The following is a 16995-nucleotide window of genomic DNA, read 5'->3' as shown; positions in this document are numbered from 1 at the left end:
GGGGCTAGCCGCTCCCCGGCGGCGAGGCAACCGCGCTCGCTTTCGAGTTCAGGTGGCGCAGTCTCCGACGCGACGGGCTTCGGCGGCAAAAGCGAAGGGCAGGCCGTCGGCGATGCCCTGGGTGTCGAGCTGGATCAGCCGGCTGGTCTCGCGGCGAATATGGGTGCGGCCATAGCCGCGGCCGCGGCAGGTGTACTGCACCGTCACCTCGCTGTCCGCATCGGTGACGATTAGCCGCTCGCAGGCGTCAGCGGGATGGCGTAGCTGGATCAGCCGCTTCACGTTGGGCAGGCACAGCCGCTCGACCGAACCGTCGTCGCGCACGCGCAGTTCCCACCGCCCGGCGTCGAGTTCGTTGAGCATGGCGAGGGCCGGCCGCTGCCCTGCCGCGGGCGCGGAAAAAGCGACGAGCAACCCCGCCATAGCCATGGCCAATCGTATCCGGCTCGTCATCGTCTCGTCCCGCCCCTGTCGGCGTCGCTAAGCCATCATTTCTGAGGCAGAAATTGTACCAAAGCGGTCGGCGTCGACCAAATGTGCCATATGAGAGATGAATCGTGAGTTTTCAAGGGATCTTGAAGACGCGCGAGCAAAACGCGCAGTCGACCGAAATCATCCCGTCGTCGCCGCGCATCTCTTCGCGCTCCGACTCCGGGAAGCGCGAAAGAACGCTCGCATAGTGCTCGGCTGTACAGCGGCAACCGCGCGAAAGCGGCGCCAGCGCGTCGACACGGACCTCGCCTTCGTCATGAAACAGCCGCCAGGCCAGGCCTTCGAGCGAAAGCGTCGGATCGATCAGTTCTTCCTGCCGCGTGGAGCCGGCCAATATGGCGACATGCTCCCACTCGGGATGATCCATCCTCACGTGCAGGCGCTCGCGGCCTTCCTCGCCCTCGGGCAAGTGCTGCACGAGCAGGCCGCCGGCGATCGTGTGCTGGCCGTCCCAGCGGACGCCGGTGCGGATCAGCGTCGGAATCTGTTCGGAACGCGCGAAATAGGCCTGGCAGGCCTCGGCCAGCGATTCCCCGTCGAGCGGAACGATGCCTTGGTAACGCTGGTTGGTCGTGGCAAGGTCGAAAGTCAGGGCGAGATAGGCGCCTGCGCCGAATAGCGCTTGCAGCGAAGGGAAGGATTCCAGCGCGGCCAGTCGCTCGGCATCGTGACGGACATAGCCGCGGATTTCGCCGCCGCGATAGTCGCAGACGAGCAGGTCGACGATGCCGGGCGCGGCACCTTCCTGGGCTTGGGCCTGCGCCTGGATGGTCAGCTGGCCGCCATCTTCCTTGAGCAGCGAGCCGATCAGCGCGGTGAGTACCAGTGCTTCGGCCAGCAGGTGGCGGATCGCGGTGGGATAGTCGTGTGCCGAAAGGATCTCGTCGAGCACCGGTCCCAGCCGCACCACGCGCCCGCGCGCGTCGCGCTGGGGGAGCGCGAAGGTGAGAACGCGGTCAAAACCGGTCTCGCCTTCGGGCAGGGCGGCCCTATGTTTCACAGTGCGTGCTTCACAGCTGGCCGAGCGTCCAGCGCAGCACCGACTTCTGCGCGTGGATGCGATTCTCGGCTTCGTCCCATACCACCGAGCTGGAACTGTCGATGACCTCGTCGGTCACTTCCTCGCCGCGGTGCGCGGGCAGGCAGTGCATGAAGATCGCGTCCTTGGCAGCTGCGGCCATCAGCGCGGCATTGACCTGATAGGGCTGCATCGCGGCGATATGCACGTCGCCGCCGGCCTGACCCATCGAGACCCAGGTGTCGGTGACGACGACCTGCGCGCCGGCCACGGCCTCGCGCGGGTCCTGGGTGAAGATCACCTCGCCGCCCGCGGCACGCGCGCGCTCGACGAAGCCGGCATCGGGCTCGTAGCCCGCCGGACCACCGACGCGCACCGTGAACTTCATCAGGCCCGCGGCTTCGATCAGGGAATTCAGAACGTTGTTGCCGTCGCCCAGCCAGGCCAGCTGGAGGCCGGGCAGGGCATAGCCGCGCTCGATGATCGTCAGCAGGTCGGCCATGATCTGGCAGGGATGCGAAAGGTCGGTAAGGCCATTGATCACCGGAACGCTGGCATAGTGCGCGAGTTCCTCGATCTTGGCGTGATCGTCGGTGCGGATCATGATCGCATCGACCATGCGGCTGAGCACGCGCGCGGTGTCGGCGATGCTCTCGCCGCGGCCGATCTGCGTGGTGCCGGCGTCCATGACGATCGCGCTGCCGCCGAGCTGGCGCATCGCCATGTCGAACGAGACGCGCGTGCGCGTCGAGTTCTTCTCGAAGATCATCGCGAGGACATGGCCGGCCATCGGCACATCGGCGTCGGGCCTGCCCTTGGTCCAGGATTTGCGCGCTTCCTTCCGGTCGAGCGCGTCATTGAGCATCGCAGCGACGGCATCGCCGCCCGCGTCGGTGAGGTCGATGAAATGCCGGGTCATTTTCCTGCAGGCTCCATCGGATAGCTCGCGGCGCCGGCCGAAAGCTTGTCCATGAATTCGTCGATATGGCTGTCGTCAATGACAAGCGGGGGAACGACGCGCAGCGTGTTGTCGCCGCCGGAGACGGTCAGCAGTTGGTGGTTGTCGCGCAGATGGGCGACGAAGCCGCGCGGCTCGACCTTGAGCTTGATGCCGAGCAGCAGCCCGCGGCCGCGGACTTCCTCGAACAGTTCGGGATAGTTGCCGATGAACTGCTCGAGGCGGCCAACGATCTTGGCGCTCTTGTCGCGGACATTGGCGAGCACTTCCTCGGCGGTGAAGGCATCTAGCACCGCTTCGCCCGCGGCCATGGCCAGCGGGTTGCCGCCGTAGGTCGAGCCATGCGCGCCCACGACCATGCCGCGCGCCGCCTTCTCGGTGGCGAGGCAGGCGCCGAGCGGGAAGCCGCCGCCGATGCCTTTGGCCGAAGCGACGATATCGGGCGTTATGCCGTACTGTTCGTAGGCGAAGAAGGTGCCGCTGCGACCATAGCCGCACTGGACCTCGTCGAGTACGAGCATCAGGTCGTGCTCGTCCGCCAACGCGCGCAGGCCCTTCATGAAGGTGTCGGACGCGGTGCGGATGCCGCCTTCGCCCTGGATCGGCTCGACCAGGAAGCCTGCCGTATTGGGTCCGATCGCCGCTTTCACCGCGTCGAGATCGTCGAACTCGACGTATTTGAACCCCGGCATCAGCGGCAGGAAGCCCTTGTGCATCTTCTCCTGGCTGGAGGCGCTGATCGTTGCCAGGGTCCGTCCGTGGAAGGCCTGGTTGAAGGTGATCAGCTCGAACTTGTGCTCGTTGCCGCCGTGCTGGTGGTAGGAACGCGCGGTCTTGATCGCGCATTCCACGGCTTCTGCGCCCGAATTGGTGAAGAACACGGTGTCGGCGAAAGTCAGGTCGACCAGCCGCTGGGCCAGGCGCTCGCCCTGCGGGCTGCCGTAGAGGTTGGAGACGTGCATCAGCTCGCCCGCCTGGCGCTGGATCGCGCCGATCAGGCCGGCGTGCGAGTGGCCGAGCGCATTGACCGCGATGCCCGCGGCAAAATCGAGATAACGGCGGCCATCCTCGCCGATCAGGTGGCAGTGATCGCCGCGCACCGGCCGGAACTCGCACCGACCATAGACGGGCATGAGCGGGGTGATGGACATCGTCAATTTCCTCTGCATTCCGAAATCGAAAGTCTGATCGTCGCATCGCGGCTTTTGCGATGCTTCGGGAAACGCAAACGACAAATGGCGGCCCCCCGAGTCCGTAGACTCTTGGGGGCCGCCATTTGCGCGCGTTTATGCTGTCGCGAGCCCCGGGTCAAACACCAGGGGCGGTGCGGACGGGATCAACCCTGACGCGGCACCAGGTTGACCGCCGAGTACTTCCCTCGTCGGTCGACCTCGATATCGAATTCGAGCCGGTCGCCCTCGTTCAGGCCCGACATGCCCGAACGTTCGACCGCGCTGATATGCACGAAGGCATCCGGCTGGCCGTCGTCGCGGGTGATGAAGCCGAAGCCCTTCATCGAGTTGAAGAACTTGACCGTGCCCGTAGCCTTCTCGCCGGTGAGCGAGCGCTGCGGCGCGGCTTCGCGCTTCTCGACGGGGATGACGTCGCCGACGACCACGAGGTCGCTCGCCGAGATCTTGCCGCCACGATCGACCAGCGTGAATTCCAGCTGCTGGCCCTCGGCCAGGCCTTCCAGCCCGGCGCGCTCGACCGCGCTGATGTGCACGAACACGTCTTCGCCGCCTTCATCGCGCTGGATGAAGCCGAAGCCCTTGTTCGAGTTGAAGAATTTCACGACGCCTTTGCCCTGGCCAACGACCTGGGCGGGCATGCCGCCACCGCCGCCGCCACCGCCGCGGGGGCCGCCGAAGCCGCCACCACCGCCGCCGCCGAAGCGTCCGCCGCCGCCACCGGCGCCACCGCCAAAGCCGCCGCGTCCGCCGCCACCGCCGAAGCGATCGCCACCGCCGCCGCCGAACCTATCGCCGCCACCGCCGAACCTGTCGCCGCCGCCGCCTGCGAAGGGATCAAAGCCTTCTTCGCCGAAACCGTCCCGTTTGTCGCGTCCCCTTCCGCGACGACCTCTATCGAAACCCATAAACCGGAGTATACCTTCGCTTCGCCCCTTCCAACGAGCTTGGCCACGCGGACGAATCGCGCCAAGCGACAGGGCCAACTTCCACGCTGCAAGCGCGGGCTCTCCTCTGCAGGTTGCGGCATATACGAGATTCGGCCGAATGGCGAACGGAATCATGTCTGCCGCATGAATGCATTGGATTTTGTGCCCTTTTGGTGACTCGTCTCGGAAGCGCCCCGGCTTGCCGCCGCGGCCGACTTGCCAGCCCTGTCACGGCTTGGCAGAGAGGCAGGCCGCCCGACTTTCATCCGGCGATGGAGATGGCCCGATGTTCCGCAAGCTTTCCGATTCCGTCCTCGCCAGCCCCCAGATCGACCTCGCGGACATTGCGGCGGCCGCGGCGCAGGGCGTCACGCTGATCATCAACAACCGCCCCGAGGGCGAAAGCGACGACCAGACGCCGGGCGCGGAGATCGAGGCGGCGGCCAGGGCCGCGGGCCTGAACTATGTCGCGATCCCGGTGACCCATGCCGGTTTCAGCCAGGCCCAGGTCACGGCGATGGCCGAGGCGCTGGAAAATGCAGGCGGGCCGGTGCTTGCCTATTGCCGCTCGGGCACGCGGTCGACTCTGCTGTGGTCGCTGGCCGAAGCGAGCCGCGGCGCCAATCCCGACGCGCTGGCCGGCCAGGCGGCGCAGGCGGGCTATGACATTTCGCCGGTGCGCGCGCTGTGCGACGTGCTGGCCAGCGGCAAGAGCTGACCCCTACTTCCCTCCATCCGGCGCGGACAAAAAAGAAGGGCCGGAGCGGCTGGCTCCGGCCCTTTAGTTTGCTGTTCGCAGGAGGAACAACGGATGGCGGGGTCCGAGTGGGAGGAGAGGAGGAAAACCCGTCCCCCGCCAAACTTGAATTGACTCAGTAGTTGTAGGCGCGCTCCCCGTGCTCCGTTATGTCGAGGCCTTCGCGCTCGGACTCCTCGGTGGGACGCAGGCCGAAGATCTTGTCGACGATGAAGTACAGGATCGCCGAACCGACACCCGACCAGACCAGCGTGAGCAGCACAGCCTTGATCTGGGTGATCAGCTGCGCGCCCATGTCGTAGGTGCCGGCTACGGCGGGGAACTTCGTGTAGTCGAAGAAGCCCTGGCCGCCGAGGGCCGGGTCGGCGACGATGGCCGTGCCGATGGCGCCGATGATACCGCCGATGCAGTGCACGCCGAAGACATCGAGCGTGTCGTCGTACTTGAACTTGTTCTTCACGACGCTGACGAAGAAGTAGCAGATCGGCGAGACGACGAGGCCGAGGACGATCGAGGTCATCGGCGCGGCGAAGCCCGAAGCCGGAGTGATCGCGACCAGGCCGGCGACGGCACCGGTGGCACCGCCCAGCATCGAGGGCTTGCCGTGGTGCAGCTGCTCGATGATCGCCCAGGACACCGCTGCGGCGCAGGTGGCGACCATGGTGTTGATGAAGGCGACCGCGGTCACGCCGTTGGCTTCAAGGTTGGAACCGGCGTTGAAGCCGAACCAGCCCACCCACAGCAGAGAGGCGCCGATCATGGTCATGGTCAGCGAGTGCGGCGGCGTGGCTTCCTTGCCGAAGCCGATGCGCTTGCCGATCATGAGGCAGCCGACGAGGCCTGCGATACCGGCGTTGATGTGAACCACGGTGCCGCCGGCGAAGTCCAGCGCGCCCATGCCCCAGAGATAGCCGTAGTCGGTCGGGGCGTCGGGCAGGAAGTCCGGGCCGGCCCAGTACCAGACCATGTGCGCGATCGGGAAGTAGATCAGCGTCAGCCACAGGACCATGAAGATCATCAGCGGCGTGAACTTCACGCGCTCGGCGAAGGCGCCGACGATGAGCGCCGGGGTGATCATCGCGAAGGTCATCTGGAAGACGACGAAGACGAGCTCGGGCAGATAGACGTTGTTCGAGAACGTCGCGGCATAGGTCGAGCCCGAGACGCCCGCCAGGAACACCTTCGAGAAGCCGCCGACGAACGGCGTCGAGCCGCCGGTGAAGGCCATCGAATAGCCCCAGCAGCACCAGACAAGGCCGGCGATCGAGACGATCATGAAGACCTGCATCAGCACGCTGAGCATGTTCTTGGTGCGGACCAGGCCGCCGTAGAACAGCGCCAGGGCCGGAACGCTCATCATCAGGACGAGTGCGGCCGAGACGAGCATCCAGGCGGTGTCGCCCTTGTTGACCATGGTGGCCATCTGCGCGACCGTTGGCGCCTTGATCAGGGTCGTCGCGGCGGCGGTGGCGGATGCGGTGGCTTCAGGCGTAGGCGCAGCAGTGGCGATGGCGGCAGCGGCACTTGCCGCGGCCTCCTGCGCCCAGGCGGTGGTGGCGACGAAGAGCGAAGTGCCCAGCGCGCCAGCACCGCAAATCATTTTGCGGATCATGGTGGAATCCCCCCCTGTTGAAAGATGGGTCGGACGCGCTCGTCACAGCGCGGTGTCTCCAGACTCGCCGGTGCGGATGCGCACGGCGGATGCGAGGTCGAGAACGAAGATCTTGCCGTCACCGATGGCTTCGGTGCTGGCCGTCTGCTGAATCGTCTCGACGATCTGATCTGCTAGGCTGTCTGGCGCGGCGACCTCGATCTTCACCTTGGGAAGCATGTTGGTCGAATATTCGGCCCCCCGGTAGATTTCGGTTTGCCCCTTCTGCCGTCCAAATCCCTTGACCTCGGAGACGGTCATCCCCGCGACGCCGATGGCGCCGAGAGCTTCACGCACCTCGTCGAGCTTGAACGGCTTGATGATGGCGATGATGAATTTCATGCCTATCCCCTGCTAGCCACCGGCCGATCGCCGGCAGGGGGAGTCACTGCAAGGGGTGTGCCAATTTAAGGATTCGTAAAGAATCCAGGGCGCGCGCGCCCGCTCTTGTAAGAACGCGCCACGGGCTGCGCCTGAATCGTGGGCAGTTGCCTAAATTTTAGGCAGCACAAGTCTTGCCCAGACGGGCAGATGGTCAGATCCACGCGCAGCAAGGGCGCTGTGGTGGACCCCCGTAGCGATGGCGCGCCATTCGTCCGAGACCACGATACGGTCGAGCTGGGCCACCGGCCGGCGCGAGGGGAAGCTGCGCCCAGGGGCGAGGACCTGCCAATCGCGCGGGATCTCGTGGAAGCAGCCGCCGTGCCGCGCCCATTCGTTGAAATCGCCCATCAGCACGCTTGGGACCGGGTTCTCGCAATCCGTGACATGGGAGAGGATCGAGCGCACCTGCTGCCGCCGGCGGAGGCCGGAGAGGTCGAGGTGCATGCCCACGACGCGAAGGCGGCGCCCTTCCACCACAAGGTCGGCGCGGATCGCGCCGCGCGGCTCGAGCGTGGGCAGCGGCACCGCGCAGGCTTCGGTCACCTCGATGGTGCGCCGAACCAACAGGGCATTGCCATGCCAGCCGATGCTATCGGGTCGCATTCCCAGGTGCACCGCGCGATAGGGCGTGTGGCTCTCGATAGCCGCGAGCGGCAGGACGCTCTCCCGCCGGCCGAAACGCCGGTCCGCCTCCTGCAGCGCGATCACGTCGGCGCCGGTCTCGTTCAGGATCGCAAGGATGCGGTCCGGATCGCGCCGACGGTCGAGACCCACGGCCTTGTGGATGTTGTAGCTGGCGAAAGTGAGTTCCACGGTCGGCTTCAGGCTAGGCCCCTTGCTCCCTGGCGGCAATGGCTACACAATCCGCCAAGGCCGACCGCGTTCCCGCGGAGGCAGCAAGGGGGTGGGCCATGGCGCTCAAGGTGATCGGTGCGGGCCTCGGCCGGACGGGGACGCTCACGCTCAAGACCGCGCTGGAAATGCTGGGATTCGGACCGTGCCACCACATGGTCGAAGTGTTCGGCAATCCGGCGACGCAGGTGCCGTACTGGAACCGTGTGGCGCGCGGGGAGGCGGTCGAATGGGACGAGATCTTCGCTGGCTACAATGCCACCGTCGATTGGCCGGGCTGCCACTTCTACGCCGAGCTCGCCAACCGCTATCCCGATGCCAAGATTATCCTGTCGAAGCGCGATCCCGAGCGCTGGTACGAGTCCATGAGCGAGACGATCCTGAAGTCGATGCAACTGATGGGGTTGGGGCCGGGCGACAAGGTGCCGGAAGACCATCCGATGTATTTCGGCGGGGTGATCATATCGCAGAATACCTTCGGTCACGACTTCAGCCGGGACAACGTCATCGCCGCGTTCGAGCGCCACGTCGAAGGCGTTCGCCGGACGATCCCGGCGTCGCGCCTGCTCGAGTTCGAAGCAAGCGACGGCTGGGAGCCGCTCTGTGCCTTCCTGGGCGTACCGGCGCCGCCGGAGCCGTTCCCGCGCACCAATTCGCGCGAGGAGTTCTGGCAGCATACGGAAAAGGCGCGCGCCGTAGCGGGAATCTGAGGTCGACGGCTGGGCCTGTGCTTCGACAAGCTCAGCATGAGCGGATGTTGTTTTTAGCCCGACCCCGCTCGGCCTGAGCTTGTCGAAGGCCGCCCGCTAGCGTTCCTTTGTCGCGCTGAAAGTCAGCTCCGGATTGCGTTCCTGCTGGTAGGAAACGTCCCAGGCCGAGCGCGCCATGAACACCGGATCGCCATCGCGGTCCTTGGCGAGGTTCGACTTGTTGAAATCGGTGAAGCCCTTGAGCGCCGCGTCCGAACCCTTGAGCCAGCGCGCGGTATCGAACGGCGCGGGTTCGAGCATCGCCTCGACCTTGTATTCGGCTTCGAGCCGGCTGATCAGCACTTCGAGCTGGAGCTGACCGACGACACCAACGATCCACTGCGCGCCGATCTCCGGATAGAACACCTGGATCACGCCCTCTTCGGACAAATCGTCGAGCGCTTTGCGGAGTTGCTTGGTCTTGGTCGGGTCCTTCAGCGCGACGCGGCGCAGGATCTCAGGCGCGAAGTTGGGCAGGCCGGTGAAGCGCACCTTGTTCTGCTCGGACAGGGTATCGCCGACGCGCAAGGTGCCGTGGTTGGGGATGCCGATGATGTCGCCCGGCTCGGCGCTGTCGGCGATCTCGCGGTCCTGCGCGAAGAACAGGATCGGCGAATGGACCGCGATCGGCTTGCCGAGGCCCGAGGGCGTCAACTTCATGCCCCTTTTGAAGGTGCCCGAGACCAGCCGCATGAAGGCGATGCGGTCGCGGTGCTGCGGGTCCATGTTGGCCTGGACCTTGAAGATGAAGCCGGTGACTTCCTTGTCGTCCGGCTGGATTACGCCCTGCTCGCTAGGCTGCGGGCGTGGCGGTGGCGCGAAGTTCGCGATCGCCTCGATCAGTTCGGCCACGCCGAAGTTCTTGAGCGCCGAGCCGAAATAGACCGGCGTCAGGTCGCCGTGGCGATAGGCCTCGATGTCGAACTCGGGATAGCCGCCCTGGGCCAGTTCGACCTCGTCGGCGATCTCGGGTGGCAGTTCGGGCGAATCGTCGATCTTGCCGAGGAATTCGCGGCTGTCGCCTTCGGGTCGGCTGACCTTGCCCGTGGTGATGTCGAGCACGCCCTGGAACACGCCGCCCATGCCCACCGGCCAGCCCATCGGGCAGACGTCGAGCGCGAGCGCGTCGGCCACTTCGTCCATCAGGTCGAACGGCGAGCGGCCCTCGCGATCGACCTTGTTTATGAAAGTGATGATCGGCACCGAACGCATTCGGCAGACTTCGAACAGTTTTCGGGTTTGCGGCTCGATGCCTTTCGCCGCGTCGATCACCATGATCGCCGAGTCCACGGCGGTTAAGGTGCGATAGGTGTCTTCGGAAAAATCCTCGTGGCCCGGCGTGTCGAGCAGGTTGAAGGTCACGCCCTGTCGCTCGAAGGTCATCACCGAGCTGGTCACCGAGATGCCGCGCTGCTGCTCGATCTTCATCCAGTCCGACCGCGCCCGCCGCGCCTGCCCACGCGCCTTGACCTCGCCGGCAAGATGGATCGCGCCGCCCTGCAGCAGCAGCTTCTCGGTCAGCGTCGTCTTACCGGCGTCGGGATGCGAGATGATGGCGAAGGTACGCCGGTTAGAACGGGGGGGATTGGAACTCATGGGCCGCGCGGTTAGCGCGGGCGGACGGTTACGTCCACCAACACCCGCTCCATTCACCCTGAGCTTGTCGAAGGGCTGCCCTTTTCTCCCGAGCTGCGCGAATGAAAACGGTCCTTCGACAAGCTCAGGACGGACGGACTAGGAGGCTGATTGAACGGTGATAAACATACGAAATCCTTCTGAAGTGCCTGGATTTAATATCACCACTCCCGGCTTTTCGTAGAAGTCGCCGGCGTAACCCTGCGGATCAGCAATACCCTGCCACGGCTCGATGCACAGGTAGTGGGCTCCCGGTTTCTGCCAGATACCGAGCATCGGGGTGTCGGGAAACGCGATATTCAACAGCGATCCGCCCGGTGCACCCCAAGTCAAATGCCAACTGGATAGTTCATCCCAGATCAGCGCGTCGGGCTCGAACAGATCTGCGGTCGGCCACAGTTCGTGCCCGACAAGTGGGCTTGGCTGGGTATTAGGCAGGACGAGGCCGCTCGATGGGTCGATGCGGCGGATCGACTGAGGTTCAGGTTCAGCAAAGGTCACGCGGTGATCGGCCTTGACCGCTCCTCCGGGTAGCGGCCAGGCGAAGGCAGGGTGAAAACCGAAACTGAAAGGCAATTCTTCTGCGCCGCGATTTTCCACCGTCGCGGTTATGTGGAGAGTCGGGCCGTCGAGTTCGAAAACCACGTCGAGCGCGAAAGCGAAAGGATATACTGCGCGAGTTTCCGCACTGTCGGTCAGCCGGAAGCGCGCTGAATCGGCGTCATGCTCGATCAACGTGAACAGGCTGGTGCGTGCGAAACCATGCTTGGGCAACGCGTAAGTCTCGCCGCCGAGCCGATATTCCCCCCCCATTCAGCGCGCCGACGATCGGGAACAGCAGCGGCGCATGGCCGGTCCAGAACGCCGGATCGGCGTCGGTCATATACTCGCGGCCCTCGCCGTCGGTCAGCGACCAGAGTTCGGCGCCGAACGGGTTGATCCGGGCGGTGAGGTCGCCCGAGGCGATCGAGATGAGATCAGGCATGGCCCGCGCATCATGCCGCAAGCCGCGCCCGATTCAATCCTCGATCAGCCTCTGAGCGTTGCCCCGAGCTTTGCCGCCGCCGCGGTGACTTTCTCGGCGATCGCCTTGAGATCGGCTTCGGCGTAGGTCTTCTCGCCCGGCTGGAGCGTGACCTCGATCGCCAGCGACTTCTGACCCTCGGGCACGCCCTGGCCGCGGAAGTCGTCGAACAGACGGGCGGCGACGATGTTCGCCTTGTCGGCGCCTTTGATCGTGCGGACGAGATCGCCAGCGGGAAGATCGGCGGGAACAAGGAAAGCGAAATCGCGCGTCACCGCCTGCAGCGCCGGCGGCGCGTAATGCGCGCGGGCGAAAGTCGCCGCGCCGCGCTTGCCGGGGATCGCGTCGAGGAACAGCTCGGCCACCGCGACCGACGCGTCGATGTCGAATTGCTTGGCCACGGCAGGGTGCAGCATGCCGAAGCGTGCGAGCACGGTCTTGGGTCCGAGCCGCAGCGTGCCCGACTGGCCCGGATGGAACTGTGGTCCAGCCTCGCCCATGACCTGCAGGTTGTCGACCGGAGCACCGGCTTCGGCGAGCAGTGCCAGAGCCTCGGCCTTGGCGTCGAAGGCGTCGAAGCTCGCTGGTCTGCCCGTGGCCCAGCCGCGCGGGGTCTTCTCGCCGGCAAGGATCACAGCGAGCGACAGGCGCTCGTCGCTGGCTCCGCCTTCACCGCGCAGATAACGGCGGCCGATCTCGAACAGGCGCAGACCCGTGGCCCCGCGGTCGAGGTTGCGGCGCACCGCGGCAAGCAGGCCAGGCAGCAGCGAGGGACGCATGGCCTTCATGTCCTCGCTGATCGGATTGGCCAGCGTCCAGACGCCGCCCCCAGAATCGTTGGCGCCGTCGGCGAAGGCATCGGCGTCCGCCTCGGGCAGGAACGACCACGTCACGGCCTCGTGGCTCCCGCGCGCTGCCGCGGCACGGCGCAGGCGGCGTTCGAGCTTCTGCGCGGGCGTTGTGGTCGGCCGGGCGACGCCGTCCGCGCGGGGCAGGGCGACGCTTTCGACCTTGTCGAGGCCGTGGATGCGGATGACTTCCTCGACGATGTCGGGCGCGCCGTCGACGTCGGGGCGCCAGCCCGGAGCGGTGACGCTCCATTGCTCGCCGGTCTGGCTCTCCACCGCGACCACGCCGAAGCCCAGGCTTTCCAGGATCGTTCGCTGCTGCGCCGGCGGAACCGCGACGCCGCCGAGCTTCTCGGCCAGCGCGGGCTCGTAGTGCACGACCTTGGCGCCCGAGGGCGGCGTTCCCGCGCGGATGACTTCTGAAGCCTGGCCTCCGCAGATATCGAGGATCAGCCCGGTCAGCAGGTCGAGCCCGGCGTCGAGGAACTGCGGGTCGATGCCGCGCTCGAAACGGCTGCGCGCTTCCGAGGTGAGGTTCAGCGTCCGGCCGGTGGCGGCGATCCGGGTCGGATCGAAATAGGCGATCTCGAGCAGCACGTCGCGCGTATCCTCGGAGCAGCCCGAATGCTCGCCGCCCATGATGCCGGCGATGTCGTGGACGCCTGCGTCGTCAGCGATCACGGTCATCGAATGGTCGAGCAAGTAGTGCTTGCCGTTGAGCGCGGTCACGCCCTCGCCGTCCTTGGCGCGGCGCGCGACGACGGCGCCGGTCAGCTTGGCGCGATCATAGGCGTGCGCCGGGCGCCCGTAGGTCAGCATCAGGTAGTTGGTGATGTCGACCAGCGCCGAGATCGGCCGCTGGCCGGCGCTCTTGAGCCGCGCCTGCATCCAGTCGGGCGAAGCGCCATTGGTCACGCCAACGATCGTGCGGCCGTAGAACGCGGGGCATCCTTCGGCATCGTCGGTGCGGATTTCGACCGGCGAAGCGAAAGTGCCGGCGACGGGGGCCACCGGGACCGGCTTCAGCGTGCCCAGCCCCGCCGCTGCGAGATCGCGGGCGATGCCGTAGACGCCCATGCAGTCGGGCCGGTTGGGCGTGATGGCGATGTCGAACACCGGATCGGCGCCGTGGTAGTCGGCAAAGCTCGTGCCGATCGGCGCGTCCGCGGGCAGTTCGATGATGCCGTCGTGGTCCTCGCCGAGTTCGAGCTCGCGCGTCGAGCACATCATGCCGTTCGATTCGACGCCGCGCACCGCCGCGACTTTCAGCACCATGCCATTGGCCGGCACCACCGCGCCCGGCAGGCCGAGCACCCCGACGAGGCCTGACCGCGCATTGGGCGCGCCGCAGACGACCTGGAGCGGCTGGCCGTCGCCGCGGTCCACGGTGAGTACCTGCAGCTTGTCAGCATCGGGGTGGCGCTCGGCGTTCAGCACTTTCGCCACAGTGAAGCCGGCGAGCTTCTCGGCCGGGTTCTCGATGCCTTCTACTTCGAGGCCGATCGCGTTGAGCTTGTCGGCGATCTGATCGACCGTCGCGGACGTGTCGAGGTGGTCCTTGAGCCAGGAGAGCGAGAATTTCATGTGGTCGCTCCTCTTAAGCTGCCGTGCCCACGCCGCCCGACAATGTCGGGACGTCGAGCGGAGCGAAGCCGTAATGCGCGAGCCAGCGGACATCGCCGTCGAAGAAGGCGCGCAGGTCGTCCATGCCGTATTTGAGCATCGCCAGGCGATCGACGCCAACGCCGAAGGCGAAGCCCTGCCAGACGTCCGGATCGAGACCGCCCGCGGCTATCACCTTGCGGTTGACCATGCCGCTACCGAGCAGTTCCATCCAGCCTTCCTGCCCGCCGAGCACGCGCTTGCCGTTGACGAGGGTGAAGCCGACGTCGACTTCGACCGAAGGTTCGGTGAAGGGGAAATAGCTCGGGCGCAGGCGCAGGACGATGTCCTCGCGCTCGAAATAGGCCTTGAGGAAGGTCTCCAGCGTCCACTTGAGGTGGCCGAGGTGGATGCCCTTGTCGATCACCAGGCCTTCGATCTGGTGGAACATCGGCGTGTGGGTCGCGTCGCTGTCCGAGCGATAGACGCGGCCCGGCGCGATGACGCGCAGCGGCGCGCCACGCTCCAGCATCGTGCGGATCTGCACGGGTGAGGTATGCGTGCGCAGCAGCATCTCGCGGCCGTCGGCATTCTTGTCCGGGAAGTAGAAGGTATCATGCATCGCGCGCGCCGGATGGCTCTCGGGCATGTTGAGCGCGGTGAAGTTGTGCCAGTCGTCCTCGATCTCGGGGCCGGTGGCGACAGCGAAGCCCATGTCGGCGAAGATCTCGGCCATCTCGTCCATGACCTGGCTGACCGGATGGACCGAACCGCGCGGCATGTCGGGCGCGGGCAGCGAAAGGTCGATGCGCTCGGCGGCTAGGCGCGCTTCGAGCGCAGCGCCTTCGAGGCCGGCCTTGCGTCCCGACAGCGCCTCGGTGACGCTCTCGCGCAGCGCGTGGATCTTCGGGCCTTCGCTCTGGCGCTCGTCGGGGTTCATGCCCCCCAGCGTCTTCAGCAGTCCCGAGATCGAGCCCTGCTTGCCGAGAAACTCGACCCGCAGCCCCTCGAGCGTGTCTAGGTCTTGCGCTGCCGCGATCCGCGAAAGCGCCTCCTGCCCGGTTGCCGCGTAGTCCACTGGAGAAATCACCCGATAGTTGAAATCAGGGGCGCTCCTTAAGCGGCAGCGCGTCGAATCGCAATCGGACCTGGCTACGAAGACTAGCCGATGACCGCTCCGCCCTTCGGTCCGTCGAGCGTCTGCACGGCGGCGCCGGAGATCCGCGCGCGTTCGCGCATCACGGCCGCGAGGATCGGCTTGTCCATCGCCGCATATTTGCTGGGGGTCATGCCCATGAAGGAACGGAAGTCGCGGACGAACTGCGCCTGGTCGTGATAGTGCCCGTCCATCGCCCCCGACCAGCGGATTTTCGGGTCGAGCATGAACTGCGCCAGGCTCCGCATGAAGCGCTGGCGGCGCAGCAGCAGCTTGGGCGCGAAGCCGAAGGCGCGGCGGCAGACGCGCTCGATCGTGCGCGGCGTGCCGCCGATACGATCGACCAGCGCGCCGACGGTGTGGACTTCGGGATCGATCAGCGCCTGGTGGATCGCGACGATGCGGTCTTCGTCGGCCAGCGGTTCGTGGGCGCGGGCCAGGAAATGTTCGGCGATTCGGGCGTGCTCGGCCTCGATGTCGGGCTCCTCGCCGAACAGCGTCTCAGCCAGCGGGCGAAACGAGGCGAAGGCATCGTGAGTGTTACCGTCGGCCACGGCATTGGCCAGATCAGCTGCCTCGCCCCGGACGAACTTGGCCCAGCCCAGCGGCAGGAAGCCGACTCCCCAAAGGCGGGTCGGGCCCACGGCGAAGTGCACGGCCTGGCTGCTGGGCCCGGTAACGCAGAATGGCGTTCCGGCGACCGAAGTGCCGTCACGCGCGTGGGCTGTAGGGAAGGCACCCGAGAAGAAGCGGAGGTTTGACCATTCGGGCTGGAGTAGGTCTACGGCCGATTCTGCCAGGTGCAGGCGCAATTTCTGCAAAGTAAAACGACGTGAAGTAACGCCGAAGAGCCTCCGGCGGCGACAGAAACTTCACTTGAACGTTACAAGCCGATTGCACGGTAAGCGACCCCCGTACTGGAACGATACCACTCGTTCGGGCGCGGCCCTAATGGCAATTATGCTGCAGCGCAACAAAAAGGCGCAGACTCGTTAAGAGTCTGCGCCTTTTGATTTTTAACCCTAAGGGAAAGAGCTTAGGCGAGCGCCGCCTTGGCCTGCGCGATGATGGCGGTGAAGATGCCACCTTCGTTCATCGCCAGATCGGCCATGGCCTTCCGGTCGAGCTCGATCCCGGCCAGCTTGGTGCCGTGGATGAACTGCGAATAGGTCAGGCCCTCGGCGCGAACCGCAGCGTTGATGCGCTGGATCCACAGGGCGCGGAAGCTCCGCTTCTTAACCTTGCGGTCGCGATAGGCATACTGCCCGGCCTTTTCGACGGCCTGGCGGGCGACGCGGATCGTATTCTTGCGGCGGCCGCGGTAACCCTTGGCCTGCTCGAGAATGTTCTTGTGCTTGGCGCGGGTGGTGACACCCCTTTTGACACGTGCCATTGATCAGTACTCCTAGTTTCAGCCGAGCCCGTAGGGCGCCCACTTCTTGATCACCTTCGCGTCGGCGTCGGAAATCGTGTCGGTACGGCGATGCTGGCGGATGTACTTGGCATTGTGGCTGATCAGGCGGTGACGCTTGCCGACGGCGCCGTGCTTGATCTTGCCGGTCGCGGTGAGCTTGAAGCGCTTCTTCACACCGCTCTTGGTCTTGAGCTTGGGCATTTTCGTCTCCTCGTTCAGGGACACGTTCCAACCAGCCGTGGCAGCCCTTTGAGCCAGGCCGGTGGCTTGAATCCGTGTCGTGAAGCGGGCGCCCATAGTCAGGGATGCGCCGGAAGGCAAGCGCGCAGTGCAAGC

Annotated in this window: 16 protein-coding genes and 1 pseudogene; 2 read left to right on the top strand and 15 right to left on the bottom strand. The window is 65.8% G+C overall.

Going from position 1 to position 16995, the window contains the following annotated elements; translation table 11 throughout:
* Nucleotides 1–48: 48 nt before the first annotated feature.
* The 5 genes from KRR38_RS19765 to KRR38_RS37210 form a co-directional block, all read right to left on the bottom strand.
* Nucleotides 49–453: a hypothetical protein gene (locus tag KRR38_RS19765; RefSeq protein WP_217404769.1), complete on the bottom strand. Its 405-nt coding sequence runs from the start codon at nucleotides 451–453 to the stop codon at nucleotides 49–51.
* 112 nt (nucleotides 454–565) lie between these two features.
* The gene (locus KRR38_RS19760) at nucleotides 566–1492 is read right to left on the bottom strand and encodes an Hsp33 family molecular chaperone HslO (RefSeq protein ID WP_217404768.1); all 927 of its coding nucleotides are present in this window, start codon (nucleotides 1490–1492) and stop codon (nucleotides 566–568) included.
* Between the two features lie 10 nt (nucleotides 1493–1502).
* On the bottom strand, nucleotides 1503–2429 hold the full coding sequence (gene argF / locus KRR38_RS19755) for an ornithine carbamoyltransferase (RefSeq protein ID WP_217404766.1): 927 nt from the start codon (nucleotides 2427–2429) through the stop codon (nucleotides 1503–1505).
* Entirely contained in the window at nucleotides 2426–3619 is a 1194-nt protein-coding gene (locus KRR38_RS19750) for an aspartate aminotransferase family protein (protein WP_217404764.1), read from the bottom strand. Before KRR38_RS19750 ends, argF begins: the two co-directional genes overlap by 4 nt.
* 185 nt (nucleotides 3620–3804) lie before the next feature.
* A complete protein-coding gene (locus tag KRR38_RS37210) occupies nucleotides 3805–4566 on the bottom strand; it encodes a cold-shock protein (protein WP_217404762.1) in 762 nt (253 codons plus the stop codon).
* Between the two features lie 307 nt (nucleotides 4567–4873).
* Here KRR38_RS37210 and KRR38_RS19740 point away from each other — a divergent pair, with 307 nt between their 5' ends.
* A complete protein-coding gene (locus tag KRR38_RS19740; RefSeq protein WP_217404759.1) occupies nucleotides 4874–5305 on the top strand; it encodes a TIGR01244 family sulfur transferase in 432 nt (143 codons plus the stop codon).
* A 154-nt stretch (nucleotides 5306–5459) separates the two neighbouring features.
* Here the strand turns inward: KRR38_RS19740 and KRR38_RS19735 are convergent, their stop codons facing one another.
* The 3 genes from KRR38_RS19735 to KRR38_RS19725 all read right to left on the bottom strand — a co-directional run bounded on the left by KRR38_RS19735 (nucleotide 5460) and on the right by KRR38_RS19725 (nucleotide 8192).
* Nucleotides 5460–6956, bottom strand: coding sequence for an ammonium transporter (locus tag KRR38_RS19735; RefSeq protein ID WP_254514884.1), 1497 nt, complete (start codon nucleotides 6954–6956; stop codon nucleotides 5460–5462).
* Between the two features lie 42 nt (nucleotides 6957–6998).
* Complete coding sequence (locus tag KRR38_RS19730) at nucleotides 6999–7337, bottom strand: P-II family nitrogen regulator (protein WP_217404757.1); 339 nt, start codon at nucleotides 7335–7337, stop codon at nucleotides 6999–7001.
* A 150-nt stretch (nucleotides 7338–7487) separates the two neighbouring features.
* Complete coding sequence (locus KRR38_RS19725; protein ID WP_217404755.1) at nucleotides 7488–8192, bottom strand: endonuclease/exonuclease/phosphatase family protein; 705 nt, start codon at nucleotides 8190–8192, stop codon at nucleotides 7488–7490.
* 38 nt (nucleotides 8193–8230) lie between these two features.
* Between KRR38_RS19725 and KRR38_RS19720 the strand changes: the two genes are divergently transcribed.
* Nucleotides 8231–8941 (top strand): sulfotransferase family protein, encoded by a 711-nt coding sequence (locus KRR38_RS19720; RefSeq protein ID WP_217404753.1) that lies wholly within the window; start codon nucleotides 8231–8233, stop codon nucleotides 8939–8941.
* A 96-nt stretch (nucleotides 8942–9037) separates the two neighbouring features.
* Here the strand turns inward: KRR38_RS19720 and KRR38_RS19715 are convergent, their stop codons facing one another.
* The 7 genes and pseudogenes from KRR38_RS19715 to rpmI all read right to left on the bottom strand — a co-directional run bounded on the left by KRR38_RS19715 (nucleotide 9038) and on the right by rpmI (nucleotide 16860).
* A complete protein-coding gene (locus KRR38_RS19715; protein ID WP_217404751.1) occupies nucleotides 9038–10576 on the bottom strand; it encodes a peptide chain release factor 3 in 1539 nt (512 codons plus the stop codon).
* Nucleotides 10577–10714: 138 nt separating this feature from the next.
* Nucleotides 10715–11600, bottom strand: a pseudogene (locus KRR38_RS19710) (aldose 1-epimerase family protein).
* Nucleotides 11601–11644: 44 nt separating this feature from the next.
* Nucleotides 11645–14071, bottom strand: coding sequence for a phenylalanine--tRNA ligase subunit beta (pheT, locus tag KRR38_RS19705; RefSeq protein ID WP_217404749.1), 2427 nt, complete (start codon nucleotides 14069–14071; stop codon nucleotides 11645–11647).
* Nucleotides 14072–14084: 13 nt separating this feature from the next.
* Nucleotides 14085–15167 (bottom strand): phenylalanine--tRNA ligase subunit alpha, encoded by a 1083-nt coding sequence (gene pheS / locus KRR38_RS19700; RefSeq protein ID WP_217404747.1) that lies wholly within the window; start codon nucleotides 15165–15167, stop codon nucleotides 14085–14087.
* An 83-nt stretch (nucleotides 15168–15250) separates the two neighbouring features.
* On the bottom strand, nucleotides 15251–16057 hold the full coding sequence (locus KRR38_RS19695; RefSeq protein ID WP_217404745.1) for an AraC family transcriptional regulator: 807 nt from the start codon (nucleotides 16055–16057) through the stop codon (nucleotides 15251–15253).
* A 224-nt stretch (nucleotides 16058–16281) separates the two neighbouring features.
* On the bottom strand, nucleotides 16282–16638 hold the full coding sequence (rplT, locus tag KRR38_RS19690) for a 50S ribosomal protein L20 (RefSeq protein WP_217404743.1): 357 nt from the start codon (nucleotides 16636–16638) through the stop codon (nucleotides 16282–16284).
* Between the two features lie 18 nt (nucleotides 16639–16656).
* Nucleotides 16657–16860, bottom strand: coding sequence for a 50S ribosomal protein L35 (rpmI, locus tag KRR38_RS19685; protein WP_217404741.1), 204 nt, complete (start codon nucleotides 16858–16860; stop codon nucleotides 16657–16659).
* Nucleotides 16861–16995 lie beyond the last annotated feature (135 nt).

Source organism: Novosphingobium sp. G106 (assembly GCF_019075875.1).
Lineage (GTDB): Bacteria > Pseudomonadota > Alphaproteobacteria > Sphingomonadales > Sphingomonadaceae > Novosphingobium.
Note: the sequence above shows the minus strand (reverse complement) of the source record. Positions and strands in the feature narration are given on the sequence as shown.

Bases quoted from the DNA above. Each gene is read 5' to 3' on its own strand.
- pheT (WP_217404749.1), bottom strand. From the start codon at position 14,071: ATGAAATTCTCGCTCTCCTGGCTCAAGGACCACCTCGACACGTCCGCG.
- KRR38_RS19750 (WP_217404764.1), bottom strand. From the start codon at position 3,619: ATGTCCATCACCCCGCTCATGCCCGTCTATGGTCGGTGCGAGTTCCGG.
- argF (WP_217404766.1), bottom strand. From the start codon at position 2,429: ATGACCCGGCATTTCATCGACCTCACCGACGCGGGCGGCGATGCCGTC.
- KRR38_RS19720 (WP_217404753.1), top strand. From the start codon at position 8,231: ATGGCTACACAATCCGCCAAGGCCGACCGCGTTCCCGCGGAGGCAGCA.
- rplT (WP_217404743.1), bottom strand. From the start codon at position 16,638: ATGGCACGTGTCAAAAGGGGTGTCACCACCCGCGCCAAGCACAAGAAC.
- KRR38_RS37210 (WP_217404762.1), bottom strand. From the start codon at position 4,566: ATGGGTTTCGATAGAGGTCGTCGCGGAAGGGGACGCGACAAACGGGAC.
- KRR38_RS19740 (WP_217404759.1), top strand. From the start codon at position 4,874: ATGTTCCGCAAGCTTTCCGATTCCGTCCTCGCCAGCCCCCAGATCGAC.
- KRR38_RS19715 (WP_217404751.1), bottom strand. From the start codon at position 10,576: ATGAGTTCCAATCCCCCCCGTTCTAACCGGCGTACCTTCGCCATCATC.
- KRR38_RS19730 (WP_217404757.1), bottom strand. From the start codon at position 7,337: ATGAAATTCATCATCGCCATCATCAAGCCGTTCAAGCTCGACGAGGTG.
- KRR38_RS19765 (WP_217404769.1), bottom strand. From the start codon at position 453: ATGACGAGCCGGATACGATTGGCCATGGCTATGGCGGGGTTGCTCGTC.
- rpmI (WP_217404741.1), bottom strand. From the start codon at position 16,860: ATGCCCAAGCTCAAGACCAAGAGCGGTGTGAAGAAGCGCTTCAAGCTC.
- KRR38_RS19735 (WP_254514884.1), bottom strand. From the start codon at position 6,956: ATGATCCGCAAAATGATTTGCGGTGCTGGCGCGCTGGGCACTTCGCTC.